The 14,806-nt window shown below is 60.2% G+C and carries 14 protein-coding genes and 1 riboswitch; of the genes, 5 read left to right on the forward strand and 9 right to left on the reverse strand.

Annotated features, from left to right (window positions below; all coding sequences use genetic code 11):
• Positions 1-133: 133 nt before the first annotated feature.
• A riboswitch (FMN riboswitch) is annotated at positions 134-281 on the reverse strand.
• A gap of 422 nt (positions 282-703) precedes the next feature.
• From amrA to dsrA, 4 genes are all read right to left on the reverse strand, one after another.
• Positions 704-1,282, reverse strand: coding sequence for an AmmeMemoRadiSam system protein A (gene amrA / locus ACZ5DH_RS12155; RefSeq protein ID WP_464254522.1), 579 nt, complete (start codon positions 1,280-1,282; stop codon positions 704-706).
• A 394-nt stretch (positions 1,283-1,676) separates the two neighbouring features.
• Positions 1,677-1,913 (reverse strand): dissimilatory sulfite reductase D family protein, encoded by a 237-nt coding sequence (locus ACZ5DH_RS12160; RefSeq protein WP_464254523.1) that lies wholly within the window; start codon positions 1,911-1,913, stop codon positions 1,677-1,679.
• Positions 1,914-1,969: 56 nt separating this feature from the next.
• Positions 1,970-3,115: a dissimilatory-type sulfite reductase subunit beta gene (gene dsrB, locus ACZ5DH_RS12165; RefSeq protein ID WP_464254524.1), complete on the reverse strand. Its 1,146-nt coding sequence runs from the start codon at positions 3,113-3,115 to the stop codon at positions 1,970-1,972.
• Between the two features lie 18 nt (positions 3,116-3,133).
• A complete protein-coding gene (dsrA, locus tag ACZ5DH_RS12170; RefSeq protein ID WP_464254525.1) occupies positions 3,134-4,447 on the reverse strand; it encodes a dissimilatory-type sulfite reductase subunit alpha in 1,314 nt (437 codons plus the stop codon).
• 557 nt (positions 4,448-5,004) lie between these two features.
• Between dsrA and ACZ5DH_RS12175 the strand changes: the two genes are divergently transcribed.
• The 4 genes from ACZ5DH_RS12175 (at position 5,005) to ACZ5DH_RS12190 (ending at position 8,306) form a co-directional block, all read left to right on the forward strand.
• Positions 5,005-5,274 carry a hypothetical protein gene (locus tag ACZ5DH_RS12175; RefSeq protein ID WP_464254526.1) on the forward strand — a complete coding sequence of 90 codons (270 nt, stop codon included), beginning with the start codon at positions 5,005-5,007 and terminating at the stop codon, positions 5,272-5,274.
• Positions 5,271-6,299, forward strand: a complete 1,029-nt coding sequence (locus ACZ5DH_RS12180; RefSeq protein ID WP_464254527.1) for a hypothetical protein — start codon at positions 5,271-5,273, stop codon at positions 6,297-6,299. Before ACZ5DH_RS12175 ends, ACZ5DH_RS12180 begins: the two co-directional genes overlap by 4 nt.
• Positions 6,296-7,006, forward strand: coding sequence for a septal ring lytic transglycosylase RlpA family protein (locus ACZ5DH_RS12185; RefSeq protein ID WP_464254528.1), 711 nt, complete (start codon positions 6,296-6,298; stop codon positions 7,004-7,006). The genes ACZ5DH_RS12180 and ACZ5DH_RS12185 overlap by 4 nt, the downstream gene beginning before the upstream one ends.
• 775 nt (positions 7,007-7,781) lie before the next feature.
• Positions 7,782-8,306, forward strand: a complete 525-nt coding sequence (locus tag ACZ5DH_RS12190) for a hypothetical protein (protein ID WP_464254529.1) — start codon at positions 7,782-7,784, stop codon at positions 8,304-8,306.
• Positions 8,307-9,029: 723 nt separating this feature from the next.
• On the opposite strand, the gene prfA is transcribed toward ACZ5DH_RS12190, so the two are convergent.
• The 3 genes from prfA to rpmE form a co-directional block, all read right to left on the reverse strand.
• A complete protein-coding gene (gene prfA, locus ACZ5DH_RS12195) occupies positions 9,030-10,100 on the reverse strand; it encodes a peptide chain release factor 1 (protein ID WP_464254530.1) in 1,071 nt (356 codons plus the stop codon).
• A gap of 76 nt (positions 10,101-10,176) precedes the next feature.
• Positions 10,177-11,091 carry a DUF1385 domain-containing protein gene (locus ACZ5DH_RS12200; RefSeq protein WP_464256555.1) on the reverse strand — a complete coding sequence of 305 codons (915 nt, stop codon included), beginning with the start codon at positions 11,089-11,091 and terminating at the stop codon, positions 10,177-10,179.
• 142 nt (positions 11,092-11,233) lie between these two features.
• Positions 11,234-11,446 carry a 50S ribosomal protein L31 gene (gene rpmE, locus ACZ5DH_RS12205; RefSeq protein WP_179980448.1) on the reverse strand — a complete coding sequence of 71 codons (213 nt, stop codon included), beginning with the start codon at positions 11,444-11,446 and terminating at the stop codon, positions 11,234-11,236.
• A 353-nt stretch (positions 11,447-11,799) separates the two neighbouring features.
• Here rpmE and ACZ5DH_RS12210 point away from each other — a divergent pair, with 353 nt between their 5' ends.
• Positions 11,800-12,570 carry a TlyA family RNA methyltransferase gene (locus ACZ5DH_RS12210; RefSeq protein ID WP_464256556.1) on the forward strand — a complete coding sequence of 257 codons (771 nt, stop codon included), beginning with the start codon at positions 11,800-11,802 and terminating at the stop codon, positions 12,568-12,570.
• Positions 12,571-12,890: 320 nt separating this feature from the next.
• Here ACZ5DH_RS12210 and ACZ5DH_RS12215 read toward each other — a convergent pair whose 3' ends face one another.
• Together ACZ5DH_RS12215 and ACZ5DH_RS12220 are read right to left on the reverse strand one after the other, a co-directional pair.
• Positions 12,891-13,235 carry a hypothetical protein gene (locus ACZ5DH_RS12215; RefSeq protein WP_464254531.1) on the reverse strand — a complete coding sequence of 115 codons (345 nt, stop codon included), beginning with the start codon at positions 13,233-13,235 and terminating at the stop codon, positions 12,891-12,893.
• Entirely contained in the window at positions 13,232-14,767 is a 1,536-nt protein-coding gene (locus tag ACZ5DH_RS12220) for a tetratricopeptide repeat protein (protein ID WP_464254532.1), read from the reverse strand. The genes ACZ5DH_RS12215 and ACZ5DH_RS12220 overlap by 4 nt, the downstream gene beginning before the upstream one ends.
• Positions 14,768-14,806: the final 39 nt, after the last annotated feature.

Genomic DNA, 14,806 nt, shown 5'->3' on the forward strand with positions numbered 1-14,806 from the left:
TACCGGGAGATGGTGCATCAGGGCGTGGACGGATTGCGCCAATACAACGGCCGCGGACAGGCCGCCACTGCTGTAATTTCGCGCTGACCACACGAAAGGCAAGTGCATGGCGCACAGGATTTCGCGTGGCTATGACCGTTCTCTTCCATCCGGACTGTTACCGTCGGCTTCGGATTCTCACCGAATCTGCTGACCCCAACCATGGGCGCTCGCGGGCTGACGGAGCTTTACGCTGCCGCATCACCGCCGGTGGGGACTTGCACCCCGCCCTGAGAAACATAAGCAACATATGCCCTTGCGGCAATCAAGGCAAGCATCAATGCGCTGTAATGGGCTAACCGCGAGGGTTCCGGCCGCATGCACTACAGAAAGGGCATAAAGCGCAGAAAATGGAGGCAAATGGAGTGGAGGCAAAAGCTGATACAAACGTATTTTCGTCTTGAGAATATCCTTTCCCGATACGAAAAACTCCAAGCAAGCACTGATTGGAGAGCCTCTTGAAAGCGCGCAGTTATTTCGTTTGGCAAGGCGCGATCTTTTTTTGAAACAGGAGTGGACTTTTCAGTCCTCGACTGTTTCAAAAAAAGTGAACAACGCCGCCAAAGGAAATAAATCAGCGTTTTCCTGGGGGGTGGGGGCATGGGGGATGAGCCCTTTCGCAAAAGGGTCCCTCCCCCACAAAACCTCTCAAAATACACGCAGCCTACGCCGGAAAAACCAGCGCTTCAAACCAGAACAGACGTGCGCCGGGCTGCTTCCAGCTGTCTTTGGGCAGCCCCGCCTTGAAGCAAAGGTGCTCAAGATAGGCCATCCTGTCCCAACCCTGCTCAACGGGTACCTGCGGCAAAAAAACGCCGCTCTGGTTCTGGTATTGGAGCACAAGCCCGTGGCGGCCGACTTCCACGGCCTCCGGGCTTGGGCAGAGCGTCAGTTCGTCCAGCACGGAAATATCCAGCGCCACATCACGTCGCCATTCTTCAAGGGTCAGGGGCGGAAAACGCGGGTCGCTGAACGCCGCGGAGGCGGCCATGCGCCACACATTTATGTACAGCGGTTCCTGGCCCACAATACTGCCGATGCATCCGCGCAGTGTGTTGTCTGTGGAAATGGTGACAAAAGCGCCAAGATGACGCCGAAGGGGGCCTTGCTGCCTGTCCAGAGCTTCCGGCGGGCTTGGGATGGCGTCCACCACCTTGCCAACAAGTCCGGCCTCAATGGACATCCGGGCCAGGCGGCTCAGAAAGTTCTTTTCCGCATCAGTGAGGGTAAAGGAAGTTCCCATAGTGTTCCTGCCTGATGTTTTACAACGCACGTCGCCAGAACCACGGAAAGGTTCTGGCGACGTGCACCAATCTGCCGCCCCGCCAGTCTTCCACAGCTACAGTCCGACGTCGCAGCAGCCTGCTCTCGGGCCGTGCAGATGCGGCTCGGGCGAGAGGACGCCCTGCCGGACAATGCAAGAAATGCCGCAACGTACGTTGCGGCATTTCTTGCACGAGGCTTTCACGCGAAGGCTGACGAGCCCTGCGAAGGCCATGAACGGGGCAATTCCGGCGTTTGAATATTTTTGTCGTGAGCGCAAAGCACAGAGCTGACCTGGCCGACGCGGATGAACCGCCTCGAACCCTGAATGGAAAGCCTGGCATGAAGCCGCACCCGGCTAAAAAAATCAACCGCTAGTCTTCGCCTTCAGCGTGGGACTGTTTGCCCGCACCCTTGAGGCCGTACATGGTGGTGGAACCGGAAGACCAGAACTCCAGCACTTCTTCGTTGACCAGCTTGGTGAGGATTTTCTTCACGTCGCGGGGGCCTTTGTCAGGGAACAGATCAGTGAAGTCCTTGAAGTAGAACTTCGACTTGGAACCGGATTTGCTGTTCAAAAATTCAACAACAATGTCTTTGTCGTCAGCCATGGTGGTTCTCCTGTCCCGGCGGCGCTGCTGCGCCGCCGGGGTTAAGCAAAGTAATCCTAGAACTTGAACTGCGTGCTCTGGCGCCAGGTGTAGTAGGCCGGATCACGGAAGTCGTCGATAAGGTGGTGGGTGAACTCAAGGCCGGTCAGCTTGAAGAAGCTTTCCCAACCGATGCGTTCAGCCCAGTCGCCCAGGCGTTCGTACTTGTTGGCGTTGGCCGCGTACACTTCAACGATGTGCTTCACGGTCTTGGTCAGCGAAGGCCAACGGGGCGGTTCGTTGGGGATGTAACCCACAACGACCTTGGAGAACTTGGGCATGCTGATGCGGTTGGAAACCTTGCCGCCAACCATGATGGCAACGCCGTCGCCTTCGCCGTCCGAAATGGGCAGCGCGGGGCACATGGTGTAGCAGTTGCCGCAGTACATGCAGCGGTCTTCCTTGATGGCGATGGAGTTCACCTTCTGCCCGTTGAGTTCCACCTTGGTGGGACGCACGGCGGCAGTGGGGCAAGCGGACACGGCAAGCGGGATTTCGCACAGCTGGTCAGCCCATTCGTGGTCGATCATGGGCGGCTTGCGGTGGATACCCACAAGGCCGATGTCGGAGCAGTGCACGGCGCCGCACATGTTGATGCAGCAAGCCAGGGCGATGCGCACAGGAGCGGGCATACGCATGGTCTTGAAGTCTTCAAACACGGCGTCCATCACGGCCTTGACCGGGCCGGAGGCGTCGGTGGCGGGCGTATGGCAGTGCACCCAGCCCTGGGTGTGCACCATGTTGCTGATGCCAGCGCCGGTGCCGCCCACGGGGAACTTGAACGAACCGCCGTCAAACTTGCGGCTGTTCAGGTCGTCGCGCAGAGCCTTCATGCCCTCTTCGCTGTCCACCATGAACTCAATGTTGTTACGGGTGGTCCAGCGCAGGCTGCCACCGCAGTACTTGTCGGCGATGTCGCACAGTTCGCGGATGTGCGTGATGGACATGGTGCGGGTGCCGCCTACGCGGACGGTGTAGCACTTGTCGCCGCTTTCAGCCACGTGCACGAGCACGCCGGGCTCAAGGATTTCATGATACAACCACTTGCCGAAGTTATTTTTGATAATCGGCGGGAAGTATTCGTCATACTTGTGGGGGCCGATGTCGGTGATACGGCCTTCCATCGGTTTGGCGGGATTGTACCCGGAAGAAATAAAAGCCATGTTCTTCTCCCCCTTTGACTAGCGTTGATGGCGTTTGCGGTAAGCGGCAAGGTCACGGTTCCAGCCACCGGGCACTTCTTCTTCCTTGAAGAAGATGTACGGGTTGGAACGGGGTTCCTTGACGTGGTAGGCGGCAGCGGGAGTGTCGGTAACTTCCAGCAGTTTCTGGAAGGACAGACGCTTCATGGTTTCGCCCACGCGTTCGCGGTTCTTGCCTTCTTCCATCCACCAATCCCAGATCTTTTCGATGACTTCTTTGACGTCATCGTAAGGGGCTTCACAGGAGACGAAGGGCACGAGCAGCGAACCCATCTGAGCGCCGTCAACCACGGGGGCCTTGGCGCCCACGAGGATGCTTGCGCCGCGTTCGTCACCGATGTGCAGGGCGCGGGGCATGGTGTTGATGCAGTGCATGCAGCGCACGCAGTCAGCGGTCTTGATGGAGAGCTTGGAGCCGTCCCACTTCATGCACTGGGAGGGGCAGCGATCCACCACTTCTTTCTGCAGGTCGAACTTGCCCCAGTCGCGGCCGGAGTGCGCGCCGGCGTTGGGAGCGAATTCACCGGCCACGTAAGCCTTCACGGCTTCCTGGTCGATCTTGATGTCGTCCTTCCAGGTGCCCACCACGGCGAAGTCGGAGCGCGCCATGGCGCACACGCAGCCGTTGGGGCAGCCGTCGAACTTGAACTTGAACTTGTAGGGGAAGGCGGGACGGTGCAGTTCGTCCTGGTAGTCCATGGTGAGCTGGTAGCACATGTCCTGCGTGTTGTAGCAGGCATATTCGCAGCGGGACTGGCCAAGACAGGCTTCGGGCGTACGCAGGTTGGAGCCGGAGCCGCCAAGGTCCACGTTCATGTTGTGGGTCAGTTCGAAGAAGATTTCTTCGAGCTGAGCGGTCTGGGTGCCAAGAAGCACGATGTCGCCGGTGGAGCCGTGCATGTTGGTCAGGCCGGAGCCACGCATGTCCCAAATGTCGCAAAGGTCGCGCAGGAACTTGGTGTGGTAGAACTTGCCCGCGGGCTGGGCCACACGCATGGTGTGGAAGTGAGCAACGCCGGGGAACATTTCGGGCTGGTCGCAGTAACGGCCGATAACGCCGCCGCCGTAACCGAACACGCCAACGATACCGCCGTGTTTCCAGTGGGTTTCCTTCTCATTGTAGGAAAGTTCAAGCACACCCAGCAGGTCTTCAGGGCAATCCACAGGGATCTGATACTCGATACCCCTGGGATTTTTGGCCCTAACAGCCGCTTCCTGCTTGATGTCGGACACAAAGCTCGGCCAGGGGCCGCTTTCCAGCTGGTCCAACAGGGGGGTTGCATGTTTCGCCATTGCCATACCTCCACATGGTTTGTTTGTATCACGCAGCGCGTGACGTGCCGGTCAAATGCGGCGATCCGTGATCTGGCGCAAAACGCCATCTTCATCGGACGTGCGGGCAAGAACCGCTTGGGGTTCTTTACTGCCAACGGGTATTGCCCCCCGCCGGAACGCGCCCATCCCGTGAAAATCGGGACGCCCCAAAGGATCGCGTAAGACGGGCGAGCCAAAGCCTCGGCCCCTCAGGCCGCAACGCGGTCAGATCACTGCATAACGCATTTTTGCGCTAATGACAACCGGGCCGGGAATATATCGCAAAGCAGACTCCAAAGCCCGCCAAGCAAGCCTTTGCGCCAGAAAGCGCATTCCGGCGGCCGTGCTTGTCCCGTCTTTATAGACGCTACTAATACGCATTTTTTTGTCATTTGTGCAACTTTTTTTCGAATCATGTACTTTTTTTCACATATGCTCTGCATCCACGCTTGGCAAACAAACCCATTTGAGCGTAGACTGCCGCTGAACAGTGAAATGACGCCCTCGCTGGCATCACCTTTAAGGAACCTCACGTCATGAAAGATGAACTCGGTTTGTACTATCATCCCCAGGCGGGTAACACGCTTTCCCGCGTCTATGTTCGCCGTGGAGAGCACGGCGAGGTGGAATTTCGCCTCTGGCGGGCCGACATGCCCGAAGTGTGGGAGCGTCACCCCTGGCTCAGCATGAGCGTGGTGCAGGATGCCTCCGAGCTTTACCGGCAGGAACGCAATGCCGACGCCGACCCCCTCAGGCTTTACGACCTGGCTGTGGCCAGGGCCCTGCTCAAGGAAGACGAGGCGTGAAAGGACGCTGGCTGCTGGCAAACCGTGACTTTCTCATGCGCGACCTTGTTCGCGACTACTGCACGGTTTTTCAGGCTCTTTCGGCACAACGCCAACGCTTTGAGCAGGCCGGGGCCGTCTCGTACTCGGCCCTGCGCGACCTTTTGGGCGAGGCCATGCGCAAGGGCGTTTTCTGGCGTCTGAAAGATACCTCCCACCTGCTCTTTCGCAATGCTCCGGCGCACAGCGACGTGGCCCCCGTCGATACGCCCGGCCCGGTCTGCCAGCCCTGCGATGGCAAAACGCCGGATGCTCTTCATGGCGGGCTGGCGCAAAGACCTGATCCCGAATCCGCCGAGTCCGCCCAGGTTGCGGCGCTGCTCCGCCATGCCAACAATCTGCTGCCGGGCGGCGCCGCCGGACAGCGCGCCCTTGAAGCCATCATCGACTGGAGCATCGGCTACGCGTTTCATGAATGCGTCAAACTCAAGGAAGACGCCTTTCAGAACCAGCACTACGCCAACCGCCTTGCGCAGGTCGCGCGGCATGACGGCGTCACAACGGACATGTACAATCCCCTGCGCGGGCTCGTCGGCCAAACGGCAGAAAGCTCCTCGCGCGAACTGTCGCGCATCAGCCATGTGCTGTCCCACGGCCTGCGCATGCTGGCCCAGTATCTTGTAGTTGAAAAACACAATACCCATCTTGCCCGCTGGCTTGCCAGTGAGGAACTGCCTGCCCGGCAGGCTTTCGGGGCCAACTATGTGCCCATGCTGGACGCCCTGTACGGCCCCGAGCACGAGCGCCTCTATTTGCTTGCCGCACGGGACTTTCTTGAAGCCGGACGCCGCGAACCGGCCATAGCCCTGCTGCAGGGAGCCGATGAACGCGGCCTGCTGCGCGACGAAGGGAGCAGCCTGCTCAGCCGTCTGCTTGCCGAAAACGCCACCACGGACACAGCGTCCGACATCTGCGCGGCCTGCGGCAGGCAGGAGGGTTTTCCCTGTCTGCCCTACCTTCACCCGCTGGAGACCACCAAAGCATGACCCCTGCCCTCCGCGCGTTGCGGACCTGCCTTCTACTCGCGCTCTGCGCCCTGCTGCTGGCCGGGTGCGGCTCCAGGGGGTCCTGGCGCAAGGGCGGCATCACCGGCACCAAACCCTACACGGTTCGCGGCAAAACCTACTACCCCCTCAAGTCCGCCCACGGATTTGTCGAAGAGGGCGAAGCCTCCTGGTACGGTCCGGGCTTTCACGGCAAAACCACAGCCAACGGCGAGCGCTACAACCAGTACGCCATGACGGCGGCCCACAAGCTGCTGCCCCTGGGCACCAAGGTGCGCGTCACCCACATGAGCAACGGCCGCAGCATCATTGTGCGCATCAACGACCGCGGGCCTTTTGTGGGCGACCGCGTCATTGACCTTTCACGCGCCGCCGCCAGCCAGCTCAACATTATCGGCCCTGGCACGGGGCGCGTGCGCATACAAAGCCTTGGCGGCGTCCCGCAGATGCGCAGCGACGGCGACATTGACGGAGCCTACTTTGTGCAGGTGGGGGCTTTTGCCAACAAGGCCAACGCCGACAGACTCACCAACGACCTGGCCAGGGCGGGACACAAGAGCCGCATTCGCTTTGGCAGCAACAACATGTGGAACGTGCAGGTGGGGCCGTGGCCCGACTCCTTTGGAGCGCAAAAGCAGCTTGAAGTCTTCTCCATTCTTTACCCCGGCGCGTTTGTGGTCGGGGATTAGACAGTGTTGTCACGAGCGCCTTTCCAGTCATTTCTGCGTCGAACTTCGCCTTTTATTCCGGTCGAGTACCAGCAGAGTACACTCCCTGCATAAAAGGCTCGTTCTTCTTGATATGACAGGAAATTCATCTCGTGACGACACTGTCTAGAGCAGATTAACTTTGAAATGCCTCACATTCCAAAGTTTTCGAATCCACGCCACGTTGTGGCGCGCTGCACGTTCGTGCAGCGTTAGAGCATTTACACTTTTTCAAAGTTAAAGTGCTCTAGAGCTATTTGCTTTTGAACCACTCTTTGTTTCAACGCATCATTCTGGCGAAAAACGTAGTTTTCGCCAGAATCCACGCCACTTCGTGGCGGCTGCCCCCTTCGCGTCAGCAGAACAATTTCAAAGGGAAATTGCTCTAGGGTCGTTTGCCAATGAAATGAATTAACTGCCCTGCAAGGATTTTCCTGAAAATCCTTGCCACGAAATGCTCCGGGGCTTTTTCGCCGCAACGCATCCCTGAAGCTGCGAGGGCAGACGGTCGCTACGGCGGCGTAACGCCGCTCAATCTCCTCCGTCCTGCCCCCAGCCGCTCCCCCATCCCACCCGGTGGGCAAAAATTTCCCTATCTACCTGGAATACTTTTTGCTTTACCCCAACCGGGAACACGATGCCGTTCCGCTGTTACGCATCGTAACGGTCGTGCCTGTGAAAACGTACAATGCATTCTCACAGGCACGTTGCTCTGGTCACATGCCCTGACGGGCAGCATACAAACCACGAGGCCACCATGCCACACGCGCCCGCTGGCAAAACCGGAATCGCCGCACCGGACGTGCCCTGTAAAAACGCCGCGCAGGCGGCGCGTTTTCCAGTTGCGCGCAAACTTGCGCACGCCGTACTGCCCAATGGAAACATCCTGACGGTTCGCGCCTCTGCCGTGGGATTGCCTGATGAAATCAGCATCATCCTTGACAATGGCAGAAGCATCCTTGTGAATGCGCACATCGTGCGCATTCTGGGTCTGGACAATGGCGGGTTCAGCGTCATCACGCCCAGGGCCATTGTTGTTTACGATTCCGCCGGCAACGAGATTTCCGTCAGCCCCAACCCCCTTTCCGCGGCTGCCGCAATGATGGGCGACCTCATCTTTTCCTCCAGTGGGGCGGCCGCAGGGCAAGACCTGACGCAGAGCAGCCAGACCCGAAGCCAGTGCGCGGTTTCCGTCCACCAGGGCCGGACGCAGGCCGAAAGCGGCAAACGACAGGCGGCAACACCGCTTGGGCGTCTCTCACCGGCTTTTGCCCATCCATAATCAGGTTTAGCAAGCCGCCAGACATAAAGCACCCCCGCAGGCCGACAGCCTGCGGGGGTGCTTTATGCTTGCGCGGATCTCTCCGCAGAATATTTTAGAGCCGTTCCGGGTTGAACCCGTTCTGGCGGCTGCCCGGACAGATCAGGGTTGCGTCGACATGATGCCTGGAAGACTCCCCTCTGGAACCACCGTTCCGGATCAACAAAACTCTTTGTGCCATGCTAGTACGCTGTAACACTTAAAAATTCGTATAGAACGGCGTGCTAGCCGCCGGGCGATCAAGCCCGGCTCGCCGCCACAGGCGGCGTGAGCCAAGCAAAAATCGCATTTTTTGCTTGGCGATCTTCACACTTAAAACGCATCGAATGCGTAGTTTTAAGTGTGACATGGTACTAGAGCAGATTAACTTTGAAATGCTTCACATTTCAAAGTGTTCATTCAGCCGAAAAATGCGATTTGCGACAGCCATCAGCAGGCTGCACGTTCTATTAACCAATGCTGTCTTTGTCCGTAGCTTCCTTCGTCGCAACGGCCAAAGCTCGGCTGAATCCACGCCACGTTGTGGCGCGCTGCACTTTCGTGCAGCGTCAGAGCATTTACGCTTTTTCAAAGCTAAAATGCTCTAAAACACAATAAGAGTTTTAGGGGGTGGGGGCGTGGGGGAGGAGACCCTTTTGCAAAAGGGTCCCTCCCCCACAAAGCCTTTCACAACATATCCCTGCGCTAATCAGCGGCCTGTGCCCTGAGCGCCTCGGCCTGGGCGGCGGTGCCCAGAGCTTCCACCAGGGACTGGATTTCGCCTTCCATAATCCTGTCCAGAGAGTAGAGGGTCAGGTTGATGCGGTGGTCCGTGCAGCGGCCCTGCGGGAAGTTATAGGTACGGATGCGTTCCGAGCGGTCTCCGGAGCCGACCTGCGCCTTGCGGTCTGCGGACAGTTCCGAACTCTGGCGCTCGCGCTCGGCGGCCAGAATGCGCGACGCGAGAACCTTCATGGCGCGGGCCTTGTTCTTGTGCTGCGAGCGCTCGTCCTGACAGGTGACGACAGTATTGGTGGGAATGTGCGTAATGCGCACGGCCGATTCCGTTTTGTTGACGTGCTGGCCGCCCGCGCCCGAGGCGCGGTAAATGTCGATGCGCAGATCATCGGGGCGGATTTCAACGTCAACTTCCTCGGCTTCGGGCATAACGGCCACGGTGGCGGCGGAAGTGTGGATGCGCCCCTGCGCTTCGGTGGCGGGCACGCGCTGCACGCGGTGGGTTCCCGCTTCATACTTGAGATGGCTGTAAACGCGATCACCAGCGATAAGGCAGATGATTTCCTTGTAGCCCCCGGATTCGGAAGGGGACTCGCTCATGAGTTCCACCTTCCAGCCCTTGAGCTCGGCGTAACGCGTATACATGCGGAAGAGGTCGGCGGCAAAAAGCGCCGCTTCTTCGCCGCCCGTACCGGCGCGGATTTCAAGGATGGTATTTTTTTCATCCAGGGGGTCGGAGGGCAGCAGCATGACCTTGAGCTCGTGCTCAAGCTCCGGCAGTTTTGCCTCTGCCTTCTGCACTTCTTCCTGGGCCATGGCGCGCATTTCCGGGTCGTCGTCATGCAGCAGCAGCTTGCTTTCGGCCAGTTCTTCACTCACGGCGCGGTAACGGCGAAAAAGGCCCACCACGTCGCGCAGGTCGGCGTGGGCCTTGGTCAGCTTGCGGTAATGATCCTGGTCGTTAAAAACATCGGGCTGGGCGAGGGCTTCCTCAAGCTCCAGATATTTTTTTTCCAGGCCTTCTAATTTGGCGAACATAGGGTCTCCGGCTGGCAGTGGACAAAAACGGAAAAAGCGGACGGCGGGCATGGCCGCCGTTCAGGAACCAGGGGCGCTACTGCGCGGTATAGGGCACCGTGCGCACCCGCTCCCCGGCTTCGGGCCCCAGCGCTTCGGCCAGGGCCACTACCGCCACTTCAAGCTGGCTTTCGTCCGGCTCATAGGTGGTCAGCTTTTGCAGTGACAGGCCCGGCGCTTGCAACACGCGGGCAAGCGGCCCCTCGGGCAGGCGCGCCGCATAGCGGATAAGCTCGTACGCCAGCGCGCTGATGGGCACCATCAGCAGCAGCTTGAAAAACAGGGTCAGGGCGTGCTTGGCCACGGCGCTCTGCGGCGTGTACAGGGCCAGCAGCATGGGCACCAGTACCGCATGCAGAATAATGGATATGCAGATGACAAAGAGCAGGAACGTGGTGCCGCAACGGGGGTGCAGCCGGCTCATGCGCGCGGCATTGGCCGCGTTCACTTCCTCGCCGGATTCAAAGGCGTGGATGGTCTTGTGCTCCGCCCCGTGATACTGAAAAACTCGTCGGATATCGGGCACATACGAGATCGCCTTTATGTAGCCCATAAAGATGCAGCACTTGAAAAAGCCGTCCCACAGGTGAAAGGTCAGCCCTTCCACGTCACCGCCCAGGTTCAGCCAGAGCATAGCCAGCGACAGCAGGTGCGGCACGACGACAAAAAGGCCAATGGCCATGAGCAGGGCTGCCGCCATGGTCGCAACCAGGTGCCAGCCGGTGATTTCTTCTTCCTGCCCTTGAGCCACGACCTCAACCGAGCGGTTAAGCGCCCTGATACCGTTGACGAGCGTTTCCAGCAGTACGGGGAACCCGCGCAGGAAGGGCTTTTTCAGCCAGGGATGACGCAACAGCGAAAACCAGGGCAGACGGCGGGCAACAATGGCCCCGTCAGCCTGGCGTACGGCAAGGCCGTAAGCATCGCCATTGCGCATCATGACGCCTTCCATAACGGCCTGACCGCCCACCGTGGGGCAGGCGGAGGTCAAAGCATAAAGCGCCGTCATGACCATCCGGGGCATTTTCCCGGCGGCCTTGTCTGGCGCTCCCTGCCGTGCGTCATCCTTGTGCGGCATATCCTGCCGCCCGCGACTATTTGGAATCAAACTTGGCGTACTTTTTACGGAAGCGGTCAATACGGCCAGCCGTGTCAAGGAAGCGCTGCTTGCCGGTGTAAAAGGGATGGCAAGCGGAGCACACTTCCACGTTCACATGTTCGCCCTTGGTGGAGAGCACGCTTTCTTCGTTGCCGCAAGCGCAGGTGATAGTGGCATTGAACACTTTGGGATGAATATCTTTTTTCATGGCAGCTACCTCATGGAACGCGGCATAATCCGGCAAAATCCTTGCCGGACGCCCGCGCGTTTTTCCCTTGGCGCGAAAGTATATCGCACAAGGGCAAATCATATAGCGCTTCTTTCAGCATTTGGCAAGAGGCAAGACACGCAGGAACATGCCGGAAGGACGGGAAAGGACGGGCCGGACCATAGCCGACCAGATCGGAGCGGCCATATCAGGCAGATCGGACAACGCCAGAGCGGGCCATGCCAACCACGGCAATCAGGGCAACCATGCCAAACAGGCCCATCAGGCCGGGACAGGCTGGGGCGGGACGGAGCCGCATTGCCAGCGCGGCCCTTCGCCTGTATATAGCCCGCATGGCAAAAAATCCACGTCAACGCGCAGACCAGCTTGTTTTTGAACAGGGGCTGGCGGCCAGCCGCGAGCAGGCCCGCCGTCTTATCATGGCGGGCAAGATCACGCTTGCACTGAACATCCCCGGCGCGCCGCCCCAGCTTGTGCCCAAGCCGGGGCATCCCTATCCCTCGGGCACGGCCTTTGCCCTGCTGGAACCGGAACCCTATGTCAGCCGTGGCGCCTACAAGCTGATCACCATCCTTGACCAGTTCAAACTGGACGTGACGGGCTTTGTCTGTTTGGATGCCGGGGCCTCCACCGGGGGCTTCACCGATTGCCTGCTGCAACGTGGGGCCGCCCGCGTGTATGCGGTGGACGTGGGCCGCAACCAGCTGCACGAAAAACTGCGCGGCGACCCCCGCGTCAGCAACCTTGAAGGCGTCAACCTGCGCCACGCCGAGGCCGACCTCATTCCCGAGCAGGTGGATATGGTGGTGGCGGACGTTTCCTTCATATCGCTCACGCTTGTGCTGCCCGCCTGCATGACCTGGCTCAAACCCGGCGGGCTGGTGGCCACCCTTATCAAGCCGCAGTTCGAGCTTGGCCCTGGCGAAACCGTCAAGGGCGTGGTGCGCGACGAAGAGGCGCGGCAAAGGGCAGTCAAAAAGATTCTGGCCTTCAGCGAGGCCAACCTCAACCTGAACTGCCGCGGCGTGCTGCCCGCAGCCATCAAAGGCCCCAAGGGCAATCAGGAATATATGGCGCTCTTTGAACGCGGCGCGCCTGTATAGAGCCAGGGGTAGAATGTCAGTAGGTTGGAATGCTTTGTGGGGGAGGGACCCTTTTGAAAAAGGGTCCCTCCCCCACGCCCCCACCCCCAAAAACTTTTATTGTATAATAGTATTATACAATAATTTTTTGATCTGTGTATGGGGGGACGGACAGTTAGCAGAGTAGGCAATAAGGCAGGACGACGAGAAGCAGGCTGCGCGGCCATAAGGCAACGCAAATACTATAGCGGGGGCAATACAGCAGCGCCGCGCCGTTTTCGCAGACGTATGTCGTATAAATGGAACTGAAACGAAAGAAGAGACGCAGGCAGAAAACGTCCTCAATGGCCGGAATAGTCCAGAACATTATTCAGCGGCGCGCTGTTGCTGTTGACGCTTCCCCCGGCCAGTACATGGCGCGTCAGCCGCCAGCCTTCCATATCCAGCACGTCCAGCTTGCCCTTGTGTTCCGGTCCAAGATGGCGGGCCAGGGCTTCCAGCACCTCGTCCACGGGAAAGTACACGCCCTCGAAAGAAATGCGCGCCATATCCCCGTCCCTTTCCAGCACGGGGATATCGTCTTCATCAGGCAGGGCGTCGGCACAGGCCCGCGCCAGATCTTCGTAAAATGCGTCAGTTACCGGGAACACGTGCCCGTACACCTTGAAAAGCGGCTCCCTGCTCATGGCCTCGCGCCTCCTCCCGTGTCCGGCCCGTGCGGCCCACGCGGCCCGCGTGACATTGAAGGCGAATCCTCCGCTCCACGCTGGCCCTTGTTTTCCATATCCGGCGTCGGACGGCTGTCGTGCTGCCTGGTTTCCGCGCCAGCCCCGGTCCCGGCGGGAGCGGAAGGCAGACAGTACTCCTGCGCCCTTGCCAGAATAAGCCCTTCGCACTCGCCAAGAGCGCAGGCAGCGCCAAAATCCTCGCACATGCCCGTCAGGTCGCGCCGCTGCATGCGCACCGCGCCCCGCGCCCGTAAACGGCGCGCCCGGTCCTCACCCTGGGGCGCAAGGCCATGCCGCGCATCCAGAGAAGAGGTCAGGTCATCCTCGGCAAGGGCAAGTTGCTGCAATCGCCAGTGCCCCAGAGCGCGGATGTAGCGCGCCCGGTTCAGCCCCGGCGCAAGAGCCAGAGCCGCGTCGCACGAGGCCACACTTTGCAGGGGCAGCCCGCGCCGCAACTGCGCCTCGGCCAGCAAAAGCCATACTGTGGGGCTTTGCGGCAGCCTGGCGGACGCCCGCTCAAGCCGGGGCAGCACCCCGTCAGGCACAAGCCAGCCCTCCGCGTCCGCCTCCATAAGGTCCTGCGCCCGCAAAAGCGCCTGCAGCCGGTCCGACGCTGCCTCCCAGTGTCGCTCCGTCCACACGGCGTCATCCAGCGAGGGCAGGGAGGGCTGCACGGCTGCGGGCATCGCATCGTCCGAGGGCGTTGAGGTCGTCCCGCCCGAAGCCGCAGGCGCGGGCCGCGCGCCTGCGCCCGTTCCGGCGCAGCCGGAAAAAATCTCGTCCAGCGCGTTCTTGCGCGCGTCTCCGCCGTGTGCGCCGCCGCTGCCCACGCCTGTGGCGTCATGCATACCCACTGGCGCACGGTAGGCAGTGCCCAGGTTGCCGCTTCCGCGAAGGGGCACATCGGGATCATTGCCATTGCCCGCAGCCCGAATGCGGGCAGATCCCGCATGCGCCGGATCGCGCGTGTTCATAAGACGGAGCAGCGACGCTGTTTCCCCCAACAGGGTCGAACGTACCTGCATGAGGTCAACACTGCGCAAAGACTGTGTTATCCTGGCGGCGGCTTCCGGACGGGGCCGTAAAAGAACCGTCACCAAGGGCGCGCCGTCCGCGTCCTTGTGGTGCCGTGTCACGTGCGTGTAGAGTTGTGCGGCCAGAGCCAGCCGTTCTTCCGCATTGTCGGCGCCCATGCGGATGTCGCGCCTGTTGGGCAGCGCGGCGGCGGCAGCCTCCAGGGCCGCCTGCCGGGCATTGCCCTCAGCCAGAATACGGGCCGCCCCGCTGCTCATGGGAACCCGCGCCCGCGCAAATTCACTGCGCTCAATGTCCGCAAGCGGCGGAACATCGGCATCAGGCGTTACAGCGAAATCAGGGGCACTGCCAAAGAGGGGCGAAGCGGACTGGCCCGCATCGACCACGGCGGCGCGGGCCTCCAACGCAAGGCCGCCGACCACAAGGGTCGGCGGCAGAGCACAATATACCGTCACGGCCGCTGTCAACGCCGCGCAGAAAAACACCGCACGCAG

It is taken from the genome of Desulfovibrio simplex (assembly GCF_055387835.1).

Excerpts from the sequence above, each read along its gene's own strand:
- amrA (WP_464254522.1), bottom strand. The coding sequence starts at position 1,282 with ATGGGAACTTCCTTTACCCTCACTGATGCGGAAAAGAACTTTCTGAGC.
- ACZ5DH_RS12160 (WP_464254523.1), bottom strand. The coding sequence starts at position 1,913 with ATGGCTGACGACAAAGACATTGTTGTTGAATTTTTGAACAGCAAATCC.
- dsrB (WP_464254524.1), bottom strand. The coding sequence starts at position 3,115 with ATGGCTTTTATTTCTTCCGGGTACAATCCCGCCAAACCGATGGAAGGC.
- dsrA (WP_464254525.1), bottom strand. The coding sequence starts at position 4,447 with ATGGCGAAACATGCAACCCCCCTGTTGGACCAGCTGGAAAGCGGCCCC.
- ACZ5DH_RS12175 (WP_464254526.1), top strand. The coding sequence starts at position 5,005 with ATGAAAGATGAACTCGGTTTGTACTATCATCCCCAGGCGGGTAACACG.
- ACZ5DH_RS12185 (WP_464254528.1), top strand. The coding sequence starts at position 6,296 with ATGACCCCTGCCCTCCGCGCGTTGCGGACCTGCCTTCTACTCGCGCTC.
- ACZ5DH_RS12190 (WP_464254529.1), top strand. The coding sequence starts at position 7,782 with ATGCCACACGCGCCCGCTGGCAAAACCGGAATCGCCGCACCGGACGTG.
- prfA (WP_464254530.1), bottom strand. The coding sequence starts at position 10,100 with ATGTTCGCCAAATTAGAAGGCCTGGAAAAAAAATATCTGGAGCTTGAG.
- ACZ5DH_RS12200 (WP_464256555.1), bottom strand. The coding sequence starts at position 11,091 with ATGGAAGGCGTCATGATGCGCAATGGCGATGCTTACGGCCTTGCCGTA.
- rpmE (WP_179980448.1), bottom strand. The coding sequence starts at position 11,446 with ATGAAAAAAGATATTCATCCCAAAGTGTTCAATGCCACTATCACCTGC.
- ACZ5DH_RS12210 (WP_464256556.1), top strand. The coding sequence starts at position 11,800 with ATGGCAAAAAATCCACGTCAACGCGCAGACCAGCTTGTTTTTGAACAG.
- ACZ5DH_RS12215 (WP_464254531.1), bottom strand. The coding sequence starts at position 13,235 with ATGAGCAGGGAGCCGCTTTTCAAGGTGTACGGGCACGTGTTCCCGGTA.